We start from the raw sequence: 20,048 nt of genomic DNA on the forward strand, positions 1-20,048 counted from the left end.
GAGCGGCTGTCACGCGTGCGCGACCGGCCACGGATCGGATACGAAGAGCACATGGCGGTCCTCGTCGCGCTCGGCGCGTTCCTGATGACGCTGGCCGGCGGCTGGTCGGCACACCGCGTGACCGACCGCCGCCATCTGGTGCTGGGCCTGGCCGGCGGGCTGATGCTCGGCGTCGTGGGCCTGGAACTCCTCCCGGAGTCCCTGGAAGCGGCGGGCACCGAGGTGCACGGCGTCCCCGCGGCGCTGCTGCTGTTCGTCGCGGGCTTCCTCCTCGCCCATCTGGTGGAACGCCTGCTGGCGCACCGTCAGGCCGCCCACGGGGCGGGGGAGAGGAACGGCCGCACGCCCGAGGTGGGCCTCACCGCTGCCGCCGCGATGGTCGGCCACAGCGCGATGGACGGCGTGGCGATCGGCGCCGCCTTCCAGGTCGGCGGGGGCATGGGCGCCGCCGTCGCGGTGGCCGTGATCGCACACGACTTCGCCGACGGCTTCAACACGTACACGCTCACCCACGCCTACGGCAACGCCCGCCGCCGCGCCCTGATGATGCTGTTCGCGGACGCGGCGGCACCGGTCGCCGGAGCCGCCTCCACGCTGTTCTTCACCCTCCCCGAGCCCCTGCTCGGCGGCTACCTCGCCCTGTTCGGCGGCGCGCTGCTCTACCTCGCGTCCGCCGAGATCCTGCCCGAGGCCCACCACGAACACCCGGCCCGCACCACCCTGCTGTGCACGGTCGCGGGCGCGCTGTTCATCTGGCTGGTGGTGGGCGCCGCGCACTGAGTACGACCCGGCCCGCCTCACAGCTTGCCGCCCCGGCCGCCGTCACGCCGGGGCGGCGCGATGAGCGTCGACAGATACGGCAGCGGCGCCCCGTCCAGCTCGGCGGCCGGCCGCACCGACTCCTCCGGCAGCCCCAGCGCCGACCCCCACACCGCGTCCCCGATCCGCCCGGTCTCCCGCAGCGCCTCGGCGACCTCACCGGCCTGCCGCCCGAACTTGTACGCGACGACGGTCCCGGGCCCGGCCAGGGCGTCCTTCAGTACGGCGGCCCCGGCGGTCACCGGCACCAGCGTGAGCGGCTCGGTCCCCTCGGTCAGCACGGCCCCGGAACGCGCCGCGAGATCCTGCATGGCGGTGATCCCCGGAACGGTCTCGACGACGACGTCCGGCACCGCTTCCACCAGGGTCTGCGCGAGATACGTGAACGTCGAGTACACGTTGGGATCCCCGATGGTCGCGAACGCCACCGCACCGTGCTCCCGCAGCAGCCCCGCGACCCGCTCACCGGCGGCGTCCCAGGCCGTCTCGCGCCGCGCCCGGTCGGTCCGCTCGTTCAGCGCGAACACCACCCGGACGACCTTCTCGCCTGGCACGTAGTGCAGCACGGTCGCCTCGGCCCGCCCGCGTTCACCGGTGTCCATCACGGGTACGACGACGACATCGGCGTCCCGCAGCGCGTTGACCCCCTTGACGGTCACCAGCTCCGGGTCCCCGGGCCCCACCCCGACCCCGATCAGCCTGCTGCTCATGACGTCCGGCACCTCTCCACGAACCGACGGGCGACACCGGGCTCGGACGCCCAGTGCGTGTGCAGATAACTCGCGTGCACACCGCGCTGTACGAATCCCTCGACACGCCGCTCGGGCGTCCGCATCCCCCACGCCGGAGCCGCTCCGGCCCCCGGCTCCACGACGGTCCGGTGGAACTCGTGCCCCCGCATCCGGGTCCCGGCGCCGGCCAGCGCACTGTCGCTCACGGCCACGGCGTCCCGGTATCCCAGGGTCAGCCGCTCCGACATCCGCGCGGAGGCGTCCAGCACGCCGCACATGGGCAGCCCGTCCAGCTCCCGGGACAGGTACAGCAGCCCCGCACACTCGGCCGCGACGGGAGCACCGCTCACCGCCAGCTCGGCAACGGCCTTCCGCAGCGACGCGTTGGCGGACAGCTCGCAGGCGTACACCTCGGGAAACCCGCCCCCGATCACCAGCCCGGCAGTCCCCTCGGGCAGTTCCTCGTCCCGCAGGGGGTCAAAAATGACAACCTCGGCCCCGGCGGCGGCCAGCAACGCGCCATGCTCGGCATACGAAAACGTGAACGCCGCCCCACCGGCAACGGCAACAACCAGCCCGTCCGGGGCTACCCCCTCTGGGGTTCGAGGACGAGGCCCGTCCAGGGCCGACGGGGGGTCCGGGGGCGCAGCCCCCGGGGACGGGACGGGAAGGGGCGGCGGGGGCGAGGAAGCCAGGGCCTCACCCGCGTCCCACGCCGCACCCGCCAAGGGACCCGCACTCCGCGCCAGCGCGACCAACGCCGACAGATCACACCCGTCGGCCACCTGCGCGCCCATCGCCGCAACAGCCTCGACAGCCGAGGAACCCCGCTCGGCCACCGGCACCAGCCCCAGATGCCGAGCCGGCGTCTCCACCTGAGCGGCCCGCCGCAACACCCCGAGCACCGGCACCCCGACGGAGTCCAACGCCTCCCGCAACAGCCCCTCATGCCGATCAGAGGCCACCTTGTTGAGGATCACGCCTCCGACCCGAACTTCCGGATCCCAGCTCACGAACCCGTGCACCAGCGCCGCCACCGACCGCGACTGCGACGACGCGTCCACGACCAGCACCACCGGCGCCCGCAGCAGCTTCGCCACCTGCGCGGTGGACGCCAGCTCCCCTTCCCCCGCGGCCCCGTCGTACAGCCCCATCACGCCCTCGACCACGGCGATGTCGCACCCGCCCGCCCCGTGCGCGAACAGCGGAGCGATCAGCTCCGGCCCGCACAGATACGCGTCGAGGTTCCGCCCCACCCGACCGGTGGCCAGCGCGTGGTACCCGGGATCGATGTAGTCGGGCCCCACCTTGTGCGGAGACACGGCGAACCCCCGCGCGGACAGCGCGGCCATCAGCCCGGTGGCGACGGTGGTCTTCCCGCTGCCCGACGCGGGCGCGGCGATCACCAACCGTGGGACGGAGCTCACCACTCGATGCCCCTCTGCCCCTTCTGCCCGACGTCCATGGGGTGCTTCACCTTGGACATGTCGGTCACGAGATCGGCGAACCCGACGAGCTTCTCCGGCGCGTTCCGCCCGGTGATCACCACATGCTGTGTCCCCGGCCGCTCCCGCAGCACGGACACGACCTCATCGGTGTCCACCCACCCCCAGTGCATCGGATAGGCGAACTCGTCGAGCACGTAGAGCTTGTACGTCTCGGCGGCGAGGTCCCGCTTGACCTGCTCCCAGCCCTCGCGGGCCTTCTCCTCGTTGCTGAAGTTGTCCCCCTGCAGATCGCGCTGCACCCACGACCAGCCCTCACCCATCTTGTGCCAGTCGACGGTCCCTCCCTCACCGGAGGCACCGAGCACCCGCAGCGCGTTCTCCTCGCCGACCTTCCACTTCGCCGACTTGACGAACTGGAACACCCCGATCGGCCACCCCTGGTTCCAGGCCCGCAGGGCGAGCCCGAACGCAGCGGTGGACTTGCCCTTCCCCACACCCGTGTGCACGACGACCAGCGGACGGTTACGCCGCTGTCGGGTCGTCAGCCCGTCGTCCGGTACGACACTCGGCTGTCCCTTCGGCATTACGCGGCCCTCCTTCGCACGTCCTTCACCAGCCCGGCGATGCTGTCCGCCCGCAGCTCGTCCAGCGTCACGGCACTGCCGCCCAGCTCACCGGCCAGCCGCCCGGCGAGCCCCAGCCGCACCGGCCCCGACTCGCAGTCCACGACCACGGAGGCGACCCCGTCGGCGGCGAACAGCCGTGCCGCGCGCGAGGCCAGCGCGACCGGCTCCGGACCACCGGTCGCCCGTCCGTCGGTCACCACGACGACCAGCGCCCGACGCGCGGGGTCCCGCAGGCGCTCCACCCGCAGCACGTCGTGCGCCCTGAGCAGCCCCGCCGCCAGCGGGGTCCGCCCACCGGTCGGCAGCGACTCCAGCCGCGCCGCCGCGGCGTCCACCGACGACGTGGGCGGCAGCGCCACGTCGGCCGACGATCCCCGGAAGGTCACCAGACCCACCTTGTCGCGCCGCTGGTAGGCGTCGAGCAGCAGCGACACCACGGCACCCTTCACGGCACCCATCCGCTGCCGCGCGGCCATGGACCCGGAGGCGTCCACCACGAACAGCACGAGGTTCGACTCACGCCCCTCGCGGGTGGCCTGCCGCAGATCGTCCCGCCGCACCACCAGCCCCGGCCCCGACCGCCCCCGCGCCCGCTGGTGCGGAGCCGCCGCCCGCACGGTGGCGGCCAGGTGCAGCTTGGTCAGCGCACCGCTCGGCCGCCGCGCCCCCGTGGTCCGCCCGTGCTCGGTCCGCGCCCGCGACCGCCGCCCGGCGGCACCCTCACCGATTCCCGGCACGCTCAGCACCTTGGTGCGGAACGGCTCCGCGGCGCCCACGGGCGACCGCTCACCGGATCCCGCCCCGGCGGGCTGCGACGGACCGGCCTCCTCGTCCTCGGCCGGCGCTCCCGCGTCACCGCCGCCCTCCGAGCCCTCCGCGGGTGGCCGCCCGCCACCCCCGTCGGGTCCGTCCGGCCCGTCCGGGTCGGGGTCTGTCTCGTCGTCGCCCCCGAACTCCTCCAGCGTCTCGTCGAGCTTGTCCTCGTCGAGTCCCGGCGCGTCGAAAGGCGAACGCCGCCTGCGATGCGGCAGAGCGAGCAGCGCCGCCTGCCGTACGTCCTCGGCGAGCACGTCGCTCCTCCCCGCCCAGGCGGCCAGCACCGTCGCAGTACGCGCCATCACGATGTCGGCCCGCATGCCGTCGACCTCGAAAGCGGCGCACGTCGCCGCGATCTGCCGCAGCGCCCCGTCCCCGAGCCGCACCGACGGCAACAGTTTCCGCGCCGCCACGATCCGCGCCCGTACGGCGGCCTCCTCCTCGGCCCACCGCGCGGCGAACTCCTCGGGTTCGTCCTCATAGGACAGACGTCGCTTGACGACCTCGACGCGCTGCTCGGGAGCGCGGGAGGCGGCGACCTCGACCGTGAGGCCGAAGCGGTCCAACAATTGGGGACGCAATTCGCCTTCCTCAGGGTTCATGGTCCCGACGAGCAGGAACCGTGCGGCGTGCCGCACGGAGACGCCCTCACGCTCGACGTACGAGGCGCCCATCGCCGCGGCGTCCAGCAGCAGGTCGACCAGGTGGTCGTGGAGGAGGTTGACCTCGTCGACGTAGAGGATCCCCCGGTGCGCGGCGGCGAGCAGCCCCGGCTCGAACGCCTTCACGCCCTCCGCCAGCGCTCGCTCGATGTCGAGCGCGCCGACCAGCCGGTCCTCCGAGGCGCCGACGGGCAGTTCGACCATGCGGGCGGGCCGCGACGCGGCAGCGCCCGGCTCGTGCGGGGCGTCGGGACAGGTCGGGTCGGGGGCGACCGGGTCGCAGGAGAACCGGCACCCGGGTACGACGCCCACCTCCGGCAGCAGCGCCGCCAGAGCGCGCACGGCGGTGCTCTTCGCGGTCCCCTTCTCACCACGCACGAGGACGCCACCGACGGATGGGCTCACAGCGTTGAGAAGCAGCGCCAGACGCAGGTCGTCCTGGCCGACGACGGCTGTGAACGGATAGGGGGTGCTCACGCGGTGATCGCTCCTTCGGATGATGTGTAGGCGAATGGGAGGGACGCCGGGAGCCGGTGAGTCATGCTCATCCCCTGCTCCCCGCCTTCGCGGGGATTTCCGGTGAGATCACGCGTCCCCCTCCAGATCTCCCTCAAGTTCGAGGTAGGTCTGCCGGAGCCGGTCCAGGGTCTCCTGGTCCGGCTCCGCCCACAGCCCCCGGTCGGCGGCCTCCAGCAACCGTTCGGTGATGCCGCGCAGCGCCCAGGGGTTGGACTTCTTCATGAAGTCCCGGTTCTCCGCGTCGAAGACGTACTCCGCGCTGAGCTTCTCGTACATCCAGTCGTCCACGACCCCGGCCGTGGCGTCGTAGCCGAAGAGGTAGTCGACGGTGGCCGCCATCTCGAAGGCGCCCTTGTAGCCGTGCCGCCGCATCGCCGCCATCCAGCGCGGGTTGACCACCCGCGCCCGGAAGACCCGGTGCGTCTCCTCGCCGAGCGTGCGGGTCTTCACCTGGTCCGGAGTCGCCGAATCCCCCACGTACGCCTCCGGGCTCGCGCCCGTCAGGTGCCGCACCATGGCGACCATGCCGCCGTGATACTGGAAATAGTCATCCGCGTCGTGGATATCGTGCTCACGCGTGTCGACGTTCTTCGCCGCCACCGCGATCCGCTGGAACGCCGTCTCCATGTCGCCGCGCGCCGCCCGCCCGTCGAGCCCGCGCCCGTAGGCGTAGCCGCCCCACACCGCGTACACCTCGGCGAGGTCAGCGTCCGACCGCCAGTTCCGGGCGTCGATCAACGGCAGCAGCCCCGCCCCGTACGCCCCCGGCTTCGAGCCGAAGACGCGGGCCGTGGCCCGGCGCCGGTCGCCGTGCCCGGCGGTGTCCTCGTCCACGTGGGCGCGTACGTAGTTGCGGTCGGCCGGCTCCTCCAGCTCCGCCACCGCCCGCACCGCGTCGTCGATCAGCCCCACGACGTGCGGGAACGCGTCCCGGAAGAACCCGGAGATGCGGACGGTGACGTCGATGCGCGGCCGGCCCAGCTCCTCCAGGCCGACCACCTCGAACCCGGTCACCCGCCGCGACGCGTCGTCCCACACCGGGCGGCAGCCCAGCAGCGCCAGGATCTCGGCGATGTCGTCGCCCTGGGTGCGCATCGCGGACGTGCCCCACACCGTCAGACCGACGGACTTCGGATACTCGCCCGTGTCCTGCAGATACCGCCGCACCAGCGAGTCGGCGAGCGCCTGCCCGACCTCCCAGCTCAGCCGTGACGGGATCGCCTTGGGGTCGACGGAGTAGAAGTTCCGCCCGGTCGGCAGCACGTTGACCAGCCCGCGCGTGGGCGAGCCCGACGGCCCCGCCGGCACGTAACCGCCGTCCAAGGCCCGCAGGATGTGCCCGATCTCGTCCGTCGTCCGGGTCAGCCGGGGCACCACCTCCTCGCACGCGAACCGCACCACGGCCACCGCGTCGGGGAGTTCCGTGCCCAGCACCCCGCCCACCAGCGCGGGGACCGCGTCGGCCGCCCAGCCGCGCTCCTCCATGCCCTCCGCGATCCGCCGGCAGAGCCGCTCCAGCAGGTCGATCGCGTCGGCGCCCGTACGCGCGGGGCCGTCCACCAGGTCCGTCAGCTCCACCGGCACCTTCACCGGCGCCCCCGGCTCGGCCAGCAACTCCTTCTCCACCAGCCCGAAGTGCGCGGCCAGCGCGGCCCGCAGACCCGGCAGCGCGTTCGCCCGCCCGCCCCACACCTGCGAGGCGCGCAGCACCGCCAGCACCAGGTTCACGCGCGGCTCGCCGACCGGGCCGCCGCCGAGGATGTGCAGGCCGTCCCTGATCTGCACGTCCTTGATCTCGCACAGGTAGCCGTCGATGTGCATGACGAACTCGTCGAAGTCGTCGTCGTCCGGCTGGTCGTCCACATGCAGGTCGTGGTGGAGCTCGGCGGCCTTCACCAGCGTCCAGATCTGCGCCCTGACCGCCGGTGCCTTCGCCGGGTCCAGGTCGGAGACCAGCGCGTACTCGTCGAGCAGCTGCTCCAGCTTCGCGAGATCGCCGTAGGTGTCGGCCCGCGCCATCGGCGGCACCAGGTGGTCGACGACCGTGGCGTGCCCGCGCCGCTTGGCCTGCGTGCCCTCGCCGGGGTCGTTGACGATGAACGGGTAGATCAGCGGCAGGTCGCCGAGGACCGCGTCCGGCGCGCACCCGGCGCCCAGGCCCAGCCCCTTGCCCGGCAGCCACTCCATCGTGCCGTGCTTGCCCATGTGCACGATCGCGTCGGCGCCGAAACTGTTCTCCAGCCAGCGGTAGGCCGCCATGTAGTGGTGCGACGGCGGCATGTCGGGGTCGTGGTAGATCGCGATCGGGTTCTCCCCGAAGCCGCGCGGCGGCTGGATCATCACCACGACGTTCCCGAATCGCAGCGACGCGAGGACGATGTCCTCCCCGTCGACGTACAGCGACCCCGGCGGTTCGCCCCACGCCTCGCGCATCCCGTCCCGCAGCTCCGGGTCGAGCTTCTCGAACCAGGCCCGGTACTCCGCCAGCGGCACCCGCGCGGGAGCGGCGGCCAGCTGCTCCTCGGTCAGCCACTCGACGTCGTGTCCGCCGGCCTCGATCAGCCGGTGGATCAACTCGTCGCCGTTGTCCGGGTATTCGGTCAGGGAGTAGCCCGCGTCCCGCAGCGCGTCCAGCACCCGCACCGCCGAGGCCGGGGTGTCGAGCCCCACCGCGTTGCCGACCCGCGAGTGCTTCGTCGGGTACGCGGTGAAGACCAGCGCCAGCTTCTTCTCGGCGTTCGGCCTGTGCCCCAGCCGGGCGTGCCGTACGGCGATCCCGGCCACCCGCGCGGCCCGCTCCGGGTCGGCGACGTACACCGGGACGTCGTCGGGGCCCTGCTCCTTGAAGGAGAACGGGACCGTGATCAGCCGGCCGTCGAACTCCGGGATGGCGACCTGCATCGCCGCGTCCATGGGGGACAGGGCGGCGTCGGACTCCTCCCACGCGGCGCGCGAGGACGTCAGGCAGAGCCCTTGCAACACCGGCACGTTCAGCTCGGCGAGCGCCCCGACGTCCCAGGCCTCCTCGTCTCCGCCCGCCGACGCCTGCGAGGCGTGCGTGCCGCCGGCCGCGAGCACGGTGGCGATCAGGGTGTCGGCCCGCGCCAGCAGCTCGTACAGCCCCGGGTCGGCGCCGCGCAGCGAACCGCAGTAGACGGGCAGGGCGTTGGCGCCCCGCGCCTCGATCGCGTCGCACAGCGTGTCCACGAAGGCGGTGTTGCCGCTCAGTTCGTGCGCCCGGTAGAAGAGCACGCCGACCGTCGGGCGGCCCTGTGCGAGGGGGCGTTCGCCGTGGACGCCGAACTCCGGCATCATGCGGGGCTGTTCGAACCCCTCGCCGGTCAGCAGCACGGTGTCCGACAGGAACCGGGCCAGCTCGGTCAGGTTCTCCGGGCCGCCCTCGACCAGGTAGCGCAGCGCCTCCGCGACCACACCGGCCGGCACCGTCGACTCGGCCATGAGTTCCGCGTCCGGCACGGTCTCCCCGCCGAGCAGCACCGCCGGGATCCCGGACGCCTTCAGGGCGGCGAGCCCGTCCTCCCAGGCGCGTTTGCCGCCCAGCAGCCGTACGACGGCGAGGTCCGCCCCGTCCAGCAGCGCGGGCAGTTCCTCCGCGACGTCCACGCGGGTCGGGTTGCCGATCCGGTAGGGGGCGCCGGAGGCACGGGCCGCCAGCAGGTCCGTGTCGGCGGTCGACAACAACAACACAGTGCTCATGCGGGCGCTCCCGGTGGAATGAAGGGCAGTCCTTGTGGCGCGCCGGACTCGATGAGCCGCCACAGCGCGTCCGTGTCCGCGTGCTGTTCGATCAGGTCGCCGAGCCGGTCGAGCTGCTCCTCGCGCAGCGCGGCGAACGAGGTGTCGGGGGCCGGTACGAAGCGGCGGCCCGCGGCCCGCGCCACCTCGCGCAGGAAGGCCCGCCGGAAACCGTCCGACTCCAGCGAACCGTGCCAGTGCGTGCCCCAGGTCTGCCCGACCCGGCAGCCGTCGAGGAAGGCCTCGCCGCCGAGGACTTCGGCGACACCGTGATGGATCTCGTACCCCTCCACGGGCTCCCCGAGGGCTTCCCCGACGGGCCGGGTGAGTGTCTTCTCGTGGGCGAACCGCACCCGCACGGGCAGCACGCCGAGCCCGTCGACGCGCCCCCGCCGGCTCTCCACGTCGTCCTCGATGTGCTCCCCGAGCACCTGGAAGCCCCCGCAGATCCCCAGCAGGGGCCGCCCCTCGGCCGCCCGCCGCGCCAGCGCGTCCGCCAGCCCGCGCTCCCGCAGCCACTCCAGCGCCCGTACGGTGCCGCGCGTCCCCGGCACGACGACGAGGTCGGCGTCGGCCAGCTCCTCGGGCCGGTCCACGAACCGCACCACGACACCCGGTTCGGCGGCGAGGGCGTCCACGTCCGTGAAGTTGGACATCAGCGGAACCGCGCACACGGCGACCCGCAGCACGTCCTCGCCGACCGGCGCGGCGACCACGGACTCCCGCACGGTGCCGCGCAGCGACACGCGCAGCCCGTCCTCCTCGTCGATGCCGAGCCCGTGCCGGAAGGGCAGCACACCGTACGTCCGCCGTCCGGTCAGGCCGTGCAGCATGTCCAGACCGGGTTCCAGGAGCGACACGTCGCCCCGGAACTTGTTCACCAGGAACCCGGCGACCAGCTCCTGGTCCTCGGGGGAGAGCAGCGCGACCGTGCCGAAGAACGAGGCGAAGACGCCGCCCCGGTCGATGTCGCCGACGACCAGGACCGGCAGACCGGCACCCCGGGCGATCCCCATGTTCACGATGTCGGTGCGCCGCAGATTGATCTCGGCCGGGCTGCCGGCCCCCTCGCAGATCACCGCGTCATACGTGCCCCGCAACTGCTCCAGACAGTCCAGCACCGTGCCGAGGAGCTGTTGCTGCCGTCCGCCGTGGTACCCGCGGGCGCTCATCTCGCCGACCGGCCTGCCCAGCAGCACCACCTGGCTGGACCGTTCGCCGCCCGGCTTGAGCAGCACCGGGTTCATCAGCGCGGTCGGTTCGACGCGGCAGGCCTGGGCCTGCATGGCCTGCGCCCGCCCGATCTCCGCGCCCTCCCGCGTCACGAACGAGTTCAGCGACATGTTCTGCGCCTTGAACGGGGCGACCTTGACGCCCTGCCGCACCAGCCACCGGCAGATCCCGGCGGTCACCACGCTCTTGCCGGCGTCCGAGGTGGTCCCGGCGACCAGCAGCCCCCCACCGCTCACGATGCACGTCCTTTCATGACGCTCCGCGCGGCGGCTCCGACCCCGAGCGCGAGCCAGCCGACCCGCCGCGAGAGCCGTACCGCCCGCTCGATGTCGGACACGGCCACGGCACGCCCGCCGCCGCCCAGGACCGGCCGGTGCTCGACCCGTCCGCCGTAGGAGAGGGTCCCGCCGAGCCGTACGCCGAGCGCGCCCGCGAAGGACGCCTCGACCGGTCCGGCGTTGGGGCTCGGGTGCTTCGCCGCGTCCGCGCGCCACGCCCGTACCGCTCCGCGCGGGTCGGGTCCCGCGAGGGCGGCGAGTACGGCGGTCAGCCGCGCCCCCGGCCAGCCGGCGACGTCGTCGAGGCGGGCGGAGGCCCAGCCGTAGCGGAGGTGGCGGGGGGACTTGTGGCCGACCATCGCGTCGAGCGTGTTGACCGCCCGGAACCCGAGCAGGCCCGGCACCCCGGCGACGGCACCCCACACCAGCGCGCCCACCACGGCGTCGGAGGTGTTCTCGGCGACGGACTCGACCACCGCGCGGGCGATGCCGTCGGCGTCCAGCGCCTGCGGATCCCGGCCGCACAGATGGGGCAGCCGGGCCCGGGCCGCCTCGACGTCCCCGGCCTCCAGGGCCCGCCCGACGGCGCGGGCCTCACGGGCCAGCGAGGTGCCGCCCACGACGGCCCAGGTGGCGGCGGCGGTCAGGGCGGTGGAGGCGGCGGGGGAGGAGCGTACACAGCGGGCGGCGAGGGCGCCCAGGACGACGGTCCCGCCGACGCACACGGCGGTGTGCACGGCGCCCCGGCCCCGGTCGTCCCGCCACAGCACCCGTTCCACGGCGGCCGCGGCCCGTCCGAAAGCGGCGACCGGATGCCCTCGGCGGGGATCGCCGAGCAGCAGGTCGCCGAGGAGGCCGGCGGCGGCGCCGTACGCGAACACGCGGTCGGCACCCATGGGTTCAGCCGGTGACGGATCCGGAGGGAGCGGCCCCGAAGCGGGGTGGTACGTCGCTGGTCGACCTCGGCAGGCAGCCGCGCATGGCGATATGTCCTCACTCAGGGTGTCCACGCCCTGGTTCGACGAGACCGGCGGTGAGAGTTCCTGGCTCCCGGGGTGTGCACCCCGGTGACAGTGGCGGGACCGCGCCGGAATCGCACCGGCTTCCTCTCCTGCCGCCGTAATGGCTGAGGCAGTCCACCACGGCTCCCGAAGGGCCGTCAACTTGCCGTTGACCTGCGAGGCTGAAGTGTGCTGAGCCCCACAGAGAGGCGCCGGTGGGTGAACCGCGGGCGGGCCGCGCACACGCCGGCGGGCGGTGCGGGAGCCGGAACTCCCGCACCGCCCGCCGGACGGATGCGCTCTGCGGTCAGGCCATGATCATGTAGATCCCGTACCCCACCGCCGCCGCGCACGCCGCGAAGCAGGCGTAGGCGCCGGTGACCGCCAGGGCCGCGGACTGGCCCTGTGCGGCGGCCCGCTCGCGGCGGGACAGACCGGAGATGCCGAGGGTGAACAGGGCCACCAGGGCCACGGTGACCACGAGGCTGACGCCGAAGACGGAACCGAGGGCCGCCCAGTCGATCTTCATGGTGCTCTACTTCCTTCGTACCGGGTCGCGGTCAGACGGTGGTCGTGGCCGACGGGGCCGACGGGTCGGCGGACGCCGGAGCCGGGATCGTGGCCGCGAGCTCGTCGGTCACGGTGCCCGCCGGGGGAGGGGTGACCGCGGCCATCGCCTGCGTGACCACGCCGGACGGCTCCTCGCCCGGCTCGTCGTGGTCGTTGACGTTGGTGTGGTCGATGACCTCGCGCCGGGAGATCTTCCAGATGGCGGCACTGGACGCGACCAGGAAGACGGCCACGAGGGCGGTGCCCCAGTCGCCGAAGCCGCAGACCCACTCGGCGAGCGCGGCGACGAGGGCCGCCGCCGGCAGCGTCAGACCCCAGGCGACGAACATCCGGGTGGCGGTCGACCAGCGGACGACACCGCCCTTGCGGCCCAGGCCCGCACCCATCACGGAACCGGAAACGGAATGCGTGGTGGAGAGGGAGAAGCCGAGGTGCGAGGAGGCCAGGATGACCGTCGCGGCACTGGTCTGGGCGGCGAAGCCCTGCTGCGGCTGGAGATCGGTCAGGCCCTTGCCCATGGTGCGGATGATGCGCCAGCCGCCGAGGTAGGTGCCGAGTGCGATGGCGATGCCCGCCGAGAGGATGACCCACATGGGCGGGTCGGAGTCGGGGGCCAGGGTGCCGCCGGCCACCAGGGCCAGGGTGATGATGCCCATCGTCTTCTGGGCGTCGTTGGTGCCGTGGGCCAGGGAGACCAGGCCGGCGGAGGCGATCTGCCCCGCCCGGTAGCCCTTCTTGGAGGCCTCGCCGTCGGCGTTCCTGCCCAGGCGGTAGGTGAGGCGGGTGGCGAACATCGCGGCGAGGCCGGCCACCAGCGGGGCGGCGATCGCGGGGATCAGCACCTTGGTGACGAGGACGTCGCCGTGCACCGCGCCGAAGCCGGCGGAGGCGACCGTGGCGCCGATCAGACCGCCCATGAGCGCGTGCGAGGAGCTGGACGGCAGACCGACCAGCCAGGTCAGGAGGTTCCAGAGGATCGCGCCGACCAACGCGGCGAAGATGACCTCGGGACGGATGCCGGCCTCGTCGACGAGGCCCTTGGAGATCGTGTTGGCGACCTCCACCGAGAGGAATGCGCCGACAAGGTTCAGCACGGCGGACATGGCCACCGCGACCTTGGGCTTGAGCGCACCGGTCGAAATGGTCGTTGCCATCGCGTTCGCGGTGTCGTGGAAACCGTTCGTGAAATCGAACGCGAGTGCGGTTACCACCACAATCGCGAGGATCAGCGAGAAGCTTTCCATTTACCCAGGCAATCGTTCGAGGTCATTGGCTGGTCGAACGTAGGTAACCAGGGTGAACGGAAGATGAACTGGAACCGGCATCGTGGTGACCGTAAGAGGGGGTGTCCGCTCCGCCGGATGGCCGGGCCCCGGGACGGATCTCCGCCTGGCAGGATCGCGGCATGACTGAGCAGCGAGGGGACGGCCGGAGACATGCGGCCGAGGAGGAGACCCGTGCCTGGGCGGAGCTCGTGGAGACCGCGCGCCGGAGCGTCGCCGACGGACTCGTCGTCGGCACCTCCGGCAATGTCACGGTACGGGTCGGCGAGACGGTCCTGGTCACCCCGTCGGGGGTGCCGTACGACCGGCTGACACCGGACGACGTGACCGGTGTCGACCTCGCCGGCCGGCAGGTGCTCGGCTCCCTGGTCCCGACCAGTGAGCTTCCCATGCATCTCGCGGTGTACCGCACCACCGCCGCGCGTGCCGTCGTGCACACGCACGCCGTGCACGCCACGGCCGTCTCCACGCTCGTCGACGAACTGCCGCTGATCCACTACATGGCGGCGGCGCTCGGCGGCCCCGTCCGGGTCGCCGGTTACGCCACGTACGGCACCGACCGGCTGGCCGAAAGCATGCTCCGCGCCCTCGACGGCCGCACCGGATGCCTGCTGCAGAACCACGGCACGATCACCCACGGGGCGACCCTCGCCCAGGCCTACGACCGCACGGCCCAGTTGGAGTGGATGTGCCGCGTCTGGCTGACCGCGTCCTCGCTCCCGGGCCTGACCCCGCACCTGCTGACCCCTGAGCAACTGGCGGAGGCGACCGAACGCCTGAGCGGCTACGGTCAGAGCGGCTACGGCCGGAGCGGCTACGGCCGGAGCGGCTGAGGCCACCACCCGGCCCGTCCGGCGTGTCTGGACGAGGCCCGAAGGGCCGCAAGGGGGTCCGGGGGTGCAGCCCCCGAGGTCGGGACGGGAAGGGGCGGCGAGGGCGAAAACCCACCTCTCGCCCGCCCACCCGCGCGTCGGCCCACTGGCCGGGTACCCGTCCCGACATGACACTGGAAAGCGTGCGCACTGTCAGAGCGACGGCCGCTGCCGTCACCGCCGTGATAGGCGCCGGCGCCGCCGCGGTGGCCGCCGGCCGCTTCGCCAGCGATGCCGCCCTCAGGATCCCGCCGGGCGGACCCCTGCCCACCGAACCCGGGCTCACCGTCCACGCCACCGCCGCCGGCCAGGTCACCCTCACCCGGGACCTCGCCGCGCTGCGCCCCGGCCGCCACGGTCTCGCCGGTGACGGCTTCCACGCGGTGGTCGGACCCGTGCTGTCCGGCACCTCGAACCCCGCCGACACCGTCGTCCGCCGGCTGGAGCGGGTCACGCACGGCACCCTCGAACCCGGCGACCGCGCCTGGTTCACCCCGGCCCTGCACGTCGGCGACCCCGGGACCGCCCTCGGCCTGGACCACACCGACCTCGACGTCCCCGGCGAACTGGGGCCCCTGCCCGTCTGGTTCGTGCCGGGCGCCCGGGACACCTGGGTGATCGCCGTCCACGGCCTGGGAACCACCCGGGAACACGCCCTGAACGTCCTGGAGCTCCTGCACCGCCACCGCTTCCCGGTGCTCGTCCCCGCCTACCGGGGCGACCCCGGCGCCCCGCGCTCGCCGGACCGCCTCAACCACCTCGGGGAGACCGAGTGGCGAGATCTGGACGCCGTGCTCCGGCACGCGGTGAGTTCCGGCGCCCGGCAGGTGATCCTGTACGGCTGGTCCACCGGCGCGACCATGGCGCTGCGCGCCGCCGCCCGTTCCGAGGTCCGCGAACGCGTCACCGGCCTCGTCCTCGACTCCCCGGTGCTCAACTGGGAGGCCACCCTGCGCGCCCTCGCCGCCGCCCACCACACCCCGGGCGCGCTGCTGCCGCTGGCCGTCCGCGCCGCACAGGGCCGCACAGGGCTGTACGGCGACCGCAGGCCCGGCGCCGTCCACCTGGACCGCGTCGGTGTCCCCACGCAGATCATCCACGGTCCCGACGACGTGGTGGCCCCCTGGCGGTTCTCCCGCGGGCTCGCCGCCGCCCAGCCGAACTTCATCACCCTGCTCCCCGTCAGGGGCGCCCCCCACGCCGCCATGTGGAACGCCGGCCCGGAGGCCTACGAGGAGTCCCTGCGACGCTTCCTCACCCCCTTGATGTGAGGCCGGTTCCGGGGATTCCGTTTAGCGCCGTACCACTGGCCTGATTCCGTCCCTGCCGCCGCATCAGGGCCCGGGGCGCGCGCCCTCCCCGGGCCCCCGTCGACATTCCGTTTGGGTTTTCGGACCGTCAACCGCAAGACTGCACCCGTGACGTCCCGTATCCCGCGCGACTCCAGGCTTCGACTCGTCCGCCCGCGACCCCTGGCCGCCGCCCCCACAGCGATCAACCAGCGGCGCTCGCGCCGCCCCGCGCCCCGCCCCCCGGAGGGCACCCCCGCACCGGCGGAGCTGGCCAGAATGGCGCGCTCCTGTCTGGCCGCGGCGGCCCGTGTCGCCCGCTGGGCCGACGCCGCCCTCGGCCCCGGCCGGGACGGCGCCACCGCCGACGGCAAGGCCACCCTCTCCGACGCGACCGCCGAACGCGCGGCCCGTGCCCTCGGCCTGACCTCCGCTCAGGTCCGTGCCGACTGGGACACCGCCCGCCTGGCCGGCCTGATCGAGGTGCACGGCGACACGGCCCGCCCCGGCTGGCGGCTGCGCGCCTGGGACCGCGACGACAGCGCCGTACTGCGCGGCTGGGTCGCCCTCTGCGACGCCTGGTCGCTCGCCCACCCCGAGCCCGAGGAGTACGAGCCCGCCGCCGTCGCCGAGGTCGTCACGGCCATGCCGCAGGTGCTCTCCTTCCTCCAGCTGTCCGCCGGCCCCGTCCCCGTGCCGCAGCTCCTCGACCTCCTGCAGCAGCGCGTCACCGAGCTCCGTACGGAGCGCTGCGAGGTCGACTACGTGCCGCAGCCCGACGAGGCGTCCGAACCTCCGGAGAACCGGCCCGGTACCGGGCCCGGACTCCAGCGGCCCCGCCCCGCGCTCGCCGAGCCGGCCGCCGACGCCCCCCTCGAACCGCTGCTCGACTGGGCGCTGCGCGCTCTCGCCTCCGTCGGCGCCCTCACGTACGGCGACGGACAGGCCACCCTCACCCCGCTGGGCAACTGGGCGGTGTGGGTCAAGCTGGAGCAGATCTGCGTCGCCGCGCAGAGCCCCGCCGGGAACATCGAGCAGAGCGCCGAGGACATGCTGCGCGGCTGTGCCCAGCTGCGCCCCAACGCGGCCCGCGCCGAATACCGGGCCTGGCTCGCCGCCCGGCCGGTCGGCAGCGCCGTCACCGAGCTGATCGGCGCCGCCCGGGGCGAGGACGCCCTGCTGCGCGGCCTCGCCTTCGAGGCGCTGCGCGTGGTCGGTGCCCCCGCCGAACCCGAGGTCCGCACCGTGCTCGACGAGCCGGCGCTGCGGCCGTACGCCCTGCTGTGGCTCGCCGAGCACGACGGCGCCGACCCCGAGGACGCCCACGCGGTCCTCACCCGCCAGGAGGCCACCTGGCTCTGGGTGGACACCGCCGCAGCCGTCGCCGACCACGGCGAGGCCCCGCTGCTGGTCCGCCACCTGGAGTCCGCTGTCCAGCCGACCGTCCCCGCCCTGCTCACCGAGGTGCGGGCCGTCGGCCACCCGCGCACCGTGCAGGTCCTGGTGGCCCTGGCCGCCGCGCACCCCGATCCCGCTCTGGCGAAAGCGGTCCGCCGGGCCGCGTTCCAGGTCCACACCGGCGGCTGAGCCGGCCCGTGGTGTGCCCCCGGACCGGTTGTGCGCCGGTCCGAGGGCCCGCGGCTCAGGTGCCGGTCTCCGGCGCGTACGTGCCGAAGCTCCAGATGTTGCCCTCGAGGTCCCGGGCCATGTAGTCCCGTGAGCCGTAGTCCTGGTCCGTCGGGGGCATCAGGATCTCCGCGCCCTGCTCCACCGCACGACGGTGGTGTCCGTCGACGTCGTCCACGACGACGTACACCCCCGCCGGGCCCGCGCCCTTCATCGCCGTGTCGAACACTCCGCCACGGCCCTTGGAACCCAGCATCACCACGCCGTTGCCCTGCATCAGCTCGGCGTGCATCACCGCCCCGTCCTCGCCCTCGTACACCGACAGCTCCGTGAAGCCGAAGGCCTCCGTCAGCTGCCGGATCGCCGCCTTCGCGTCCCCGTACAGCAGCGTGGGAACGATGCTCGGACGCCCGCCGCCCGTGCCTGCCATGGCGATCACTTCCTCGTGTCTCACGTACACCGGAATGTCCAGTTGCCGCCCAGTCTGGCACCGGGCACCGACAACGGCCGGGACGCCCGCACGGAGAAAAAGCGCTTGCACGGCCCCGTTAGAATGGCTCGCATGGCCATTCTCCTCGCGCATTAGACGGCGGGAACGTCCTCAGCCGCCCACCGCCACCCCAACCTGCCCTGGAGTCTGTCCGTGATCTCCGCCTCCGGCATCGAGCTGCGCGCCGGTGCCCGCGTCCTCATCGAAAGCGCCACCTTCCGCATCGCCAAGGGCGACCGCATCGGCCTGGTCGGCCGCAACGGCGCGGGCAAGACCACCCTCACCAAGGTCCTCGCCGGCCAGGGCATCCCCGCCGCCGGGAACGTCACCCGCTCCGGCGAGGTCGGCTACCTCCCGCAGGACCCCCGCACCGGCGACCTCGACGTCCTCGCCCGCGACCGCATCCTCTCCGCCCGCGGCCTCGACGTGCTGATCCGCAAGATGCGCGAGAACGAGCAGCGCATCGCAGGCGGCCAGGGCGCCACCCGGGAGAAGGCCCTCAGGCAGTACGAGCGCCAGGAGACCGAGTTCCTCACCAAGGGCGGATACGCCGCCGAGGCCGAGGCCGCCACCATCGCCGCCGCGCTCAACCTGCCCGACCGTGTGCTGGGCCAGCCCCTGCACACCCTCTCCGGCGGTCAGCGCCGCCGCGTCGAGCTCGCCCGGATCCTGTTCTCCGACGCGGACACCCTGCTGCTCGACGAGCCCACCAACCACCTCGACGCCGACTCGATCGTCTGGCTGCGCGACTACCTCAAGACCTACCGTGGCGGCTTCATCGTCATCTCCCACGACGTGGACCTGGTCGAGACGGTCGTCAACAAGGTGTTCTACCTGGACGCCAACCGCGCCACCATCGACGTCTACAACATGGGCTGGAAGCTGTACCAGCAGCAGCGCGAGGCCGACGAGAAGCGCCGCCGGCGCGAGCGCCAGAACGCCGAGAAGAAGGCCGCCGCGCTCAACGCGCAGGCCGACAAGATGCGCGCCAAGGCCACCAAGACGGTCGCCGCGCAGAACATGGCCCGCCGCGCGGAGCGTCTGCTGTCCGGCCTGGAGGACGTCCGCCAGTCCGACAAGGTCGCCAAGCTGCGCTTCCCCGAGCCCTCGCCCTGCGGCAAGACCCCGCTGATGGCCGAGGGCCTGTCGAAGTCGTACGGCTCCCTGGAGATCTTCACCGACGTCAGCCTGGCCATCGACAAGGGGTCCCGGGTCGTCATCCTCGGCCTCAACGGCGCCGGCAAGACCACCCTGCTGCGGCTCCTGGGCGGGGTGGAACAGCCCGACACCGGCGCCGTCGTCCCCGGCCACGGCCTCAAGCTCGGCTACTACGCCCAGGAGCACGAGACCCTCGACCCCGATCGCACGGTGCTGGAGAACATGCGCTCCGCGGCGCCCGACATGGATCTCGTCGAGGTGCGCAAGGTGCTCGGCTCGTTCCTGTTCTCCGGCGACGACGTGGACAAGCCGGCCGGTGTCCTCTCCGGCGGCGAGAAGACCCGTCTCGCGCTCGCGACCCTCGTCGTGTCGTCGGCCAACGTGCTGCTCCTCGACGAGCCGACCAACAACCTCGATCCGGCCAGCCGCGAGGAGATCCTCGGCGCCCTGCGCACGTACAAGGGCGCGGTCGTCCTCGTCACCCACGACGAGGGCGCCGTCGAGGCGCTCCAGCCGGAGCGGATCATCCTGCTGCCGGACGGTGTCGAGGACCTGTGGGGCTCCGACTACGCGGACCTGGTCGCCCTCGCCTGACCCGCCGGAGCGGTCAGCGGTGGTTGATCGAAAGCGTGATCCACAGCGTATGGATCATTCGGCCCATCGGTGATCCATCATTCGTGTGAGATCTCCTCATCCCGAGGTGTGTCCTACACCGATTTCGCGGCCGAGCCCCCGGACGACGGGGGCTCGGCCGTCGCGTCTTCCTGACCTGGCACTTCGCGGAAGAACCCGATTGGAGGTATCGGCGACGCCTCCCGGAATAGCGGGTTCCGGATGTGGGGACGCGCTCCTGTCGTCACAACCTTGTCTC

At 73.1% G+C, this 20,048-nt stretch carries 15 protein-coding genes and 1 riboswitch; of the genes, 5 read left to right on the plus strand and 10 right to left on the minus strand.

Annotated elements, in window-relative coordinates; genetic code table 11:
* The first annotated feature begins 51 nt into the window (after nt 1-51).
* Nucleotides 52-780, plus strand: coding sequence for a ZIP family metal transporter (locus ACZ44S_RS17000; protein ID WP_466929573.1), 729 nt, complete (start codon nt 52-54; stop codon nt 778-780).
* Nucleotides 781-797: 17 nt separating this feature from the next.
* Here the strand turns inward: ACZ44S_RS17000 and cobI are convergent, their stop codons facing one another.
* The 9 genes from cobI to ACZ44S_RS17045 form a co-directional block, all read right to left on the minus strand.
* Nucleotides 798-1,529 carry a precorrin-2 C(20)-methyltransferase gene (gene cobI / locus ACZ44S_RS17005; protein WP_466929575.1) on the minus strand — a complete coding sequence of 244 codons (732 nt, stop codon included), beginning with the start codon at nt 1,527-1,529 and terminating at the stop codon, nt 798-800.
* Nucleotides 1,526-2,980 carry a cobyrinate a,c-diamide synthase gene (locus tag ACZ44S_RS17010; RefSeq protein WP_466929577.1) on the minus strand — a complete coding sequence of 485 codons (1,455 nt, stop codon included), beginning with the start codon at nt 2,978-2,980 and terminating at the stop codon, nt 1,526-1,528. The genes cobI and ACZ44S_RS17010 overlap by 4 nt, the downstream gene beginning before the upstream one ends.
* A complete protein-coding gene (gene cobO, locus ACZ44S_RS17015; protein ID WP_466929579.1) occupies nt 2,974-3,582 on the minus strand; it encodes a cob(I)yrinic acid a,c-diamide adenosyltransferase in 609 nt (202 codons plus the stop codon). The genes ACZ44S_RS17010 and cobO overlap by 7 nt, the downstream gene beginning before the upstream one ends.
* The gene (locus ACZ44S_RS17020) at nt 3,582-5,579 is read right to left on the minus strand and encodes a putative cobaltochelatase (RefSeq protein WP_466929582.1); all 1,998 of its coding nucleotides are present in this window, start codon (nt 5,577-5,579) and stop codon (nt 3,582-3,584) included. Before ACZ44S_RS17020 ends, cobO begins: the two co-directional genes overlap by 1 nt.
* 108 nt (nt 5,580-5,687) lie before the next feature.
* Entirely contained in the window at nt 5,688-9,338 is a 3,651-nt protein-coding gene (cobN, locus tag ACZ44S_RS17025; protein ID WP_466929585.1) for a cobaltochelatase subunit CobN, read from the minus strand.
* Nucleotides 9,335-10,846 carry a cobyric acid synthase gene (locus ACZ44S_RS17030; protein WP_466929587.1) on the minus strand — a complete coding sequence of 504 codons (1,512 nt, stop codon included), beginning with the start codon at nt 10,844-10,846 and terminating at the stop codon, nt 9,335-9,337. The genes cobN and ACZ44S_RS17030 overlap by 4 nt, the downstream gene beginning before the upstream one ends.
* A complete protein-coding gene (locus ACZ44S_RS17035; protein WP_466929589.1) occupies nt 10,843-11,784 on the minus strand; it encodes a cobalamin biosynthesis protein in 942 nt (313 codons plus the stop codon). Before ACZ44S_RS17035 ends, ACZ44S_RS17030 begins: the two co-directional genes overlap by 4 nt.
* 122 nt (nt 11,785-11,906) lie before the next feature.
* Nucleotides 11,907-12,044, minus strand: a riboswitch (cobalamin riboswitch).
* A 152-nt stretch (nt 12,045-12,196) separates the two neighbouring features.
* Entirely contained in the window at nt 12,197-12,418 is a 222-nt protein-coding gene (locus ACZ44S_RS17040) for a hypothetical protein (protein WP_466929591.1), read from the minus strand.
* A gap of 31 nt (nt 12,419-12,449) precedes the next feature.
* Nucleotides 12,450-13,703: an inorganic phosphate transporter gene (locus ACZ44S_RS17045; RefSeq protein ID WP_466929594.1), complete on the minus strand. Its 1,254-nt coding sequence runs from the start codon at nt 13,701-13,703 to the stop codon at nt 12,450-12,452.
* 161 nt (nt 13,704-13,864) lie between these two features.
* On the opposite strand from ACZ44S_RS17045, the gene ACZ44S_RS17050 reads away from it, so the two are divergent.
* The 3 genes from ACZ44S_RS17050 (at nt 13,865) to ACZ44S_RS17060 (ending at nt 17,490) form a co-directional block, all read left to right on the plus strand.
* Nucleotides 13,865-14,575 carry a class II aldolase/adducin family protein gene (locus ACZ44S_RS17050; protein ID WP_466929596.1) on the plus strand — a complete coding sequence of 237 codons (711 nt, stop codon included), beginning with the start codon at nt 13,865-13,867 and terminating at the stop codon, nt 14,573-14,575.
* A 182-nt stretch (nt 14,576-14,757) separates the two neighbouring features.
* Nucleotides 14,758-15,885 (plus strand): alpha/beta hydrolase, encoded by a 1,128-nt coding sequence (locus ACZ44S_RS17055; protein WP_466929598.1) that lies wholly within the window; start codon nt 14,758-14,760, stop codon nt 15,883-15,885.
* A 147-nt stretch (nt 15,886-16,032) separates the two neighbouring features.
* Nucleotides 16,033-17,490: a hypothetical protein gene (locus ACZ44S_RS17060; protein ID WP_466929601.1), complete on the plus strand. Its 1,458-nt coding sequence runs from the start codon at nt 16,033-16,035 to the stop codon at nt 17,488-17,490.
* A 55-nt stretch (nt 17,491-17,545) separates the two neighbouring features.
* Here ACZ44S_RS17060 and ACZ44S_RS17065 read toward each other — a convergent pair whose 3' ends face one another.
* Complete coding sequence (locus tag ACZ44S_RS17065; RefSeq protein ID WP_466929604.1) at nt 17,546-17,959, minus strand: VOC family protein; 414 nt, start codon at nt 17,957-17,959, stop codon at nt 17,546-17,548.
* A 213-nt stretch (nt 17,960-18,172) separates the two neighbouring features.
* Between ACZ44S_RS17065 and ACZ44S_RS17070 the strand changes: the two genes are divergently transcribed.
* Nucleotides 18,173-19,771, plus strand: a complete 1,599-nt coding sequence (locus ACZ44S_RS17070) for an ABC-F family ATP-binding cassette domain-containing protein (protein ID WP_466929607.1) — start codon at nt 18,173-18,175, stop codon at nt 19,769-19,771.
* Nucleotides 19,772-20,048 lie beyond the last annotated feature (277 nt).

It is taken from the genome of Streptomyces malachitofuscus, assembly GCF_055571035.1.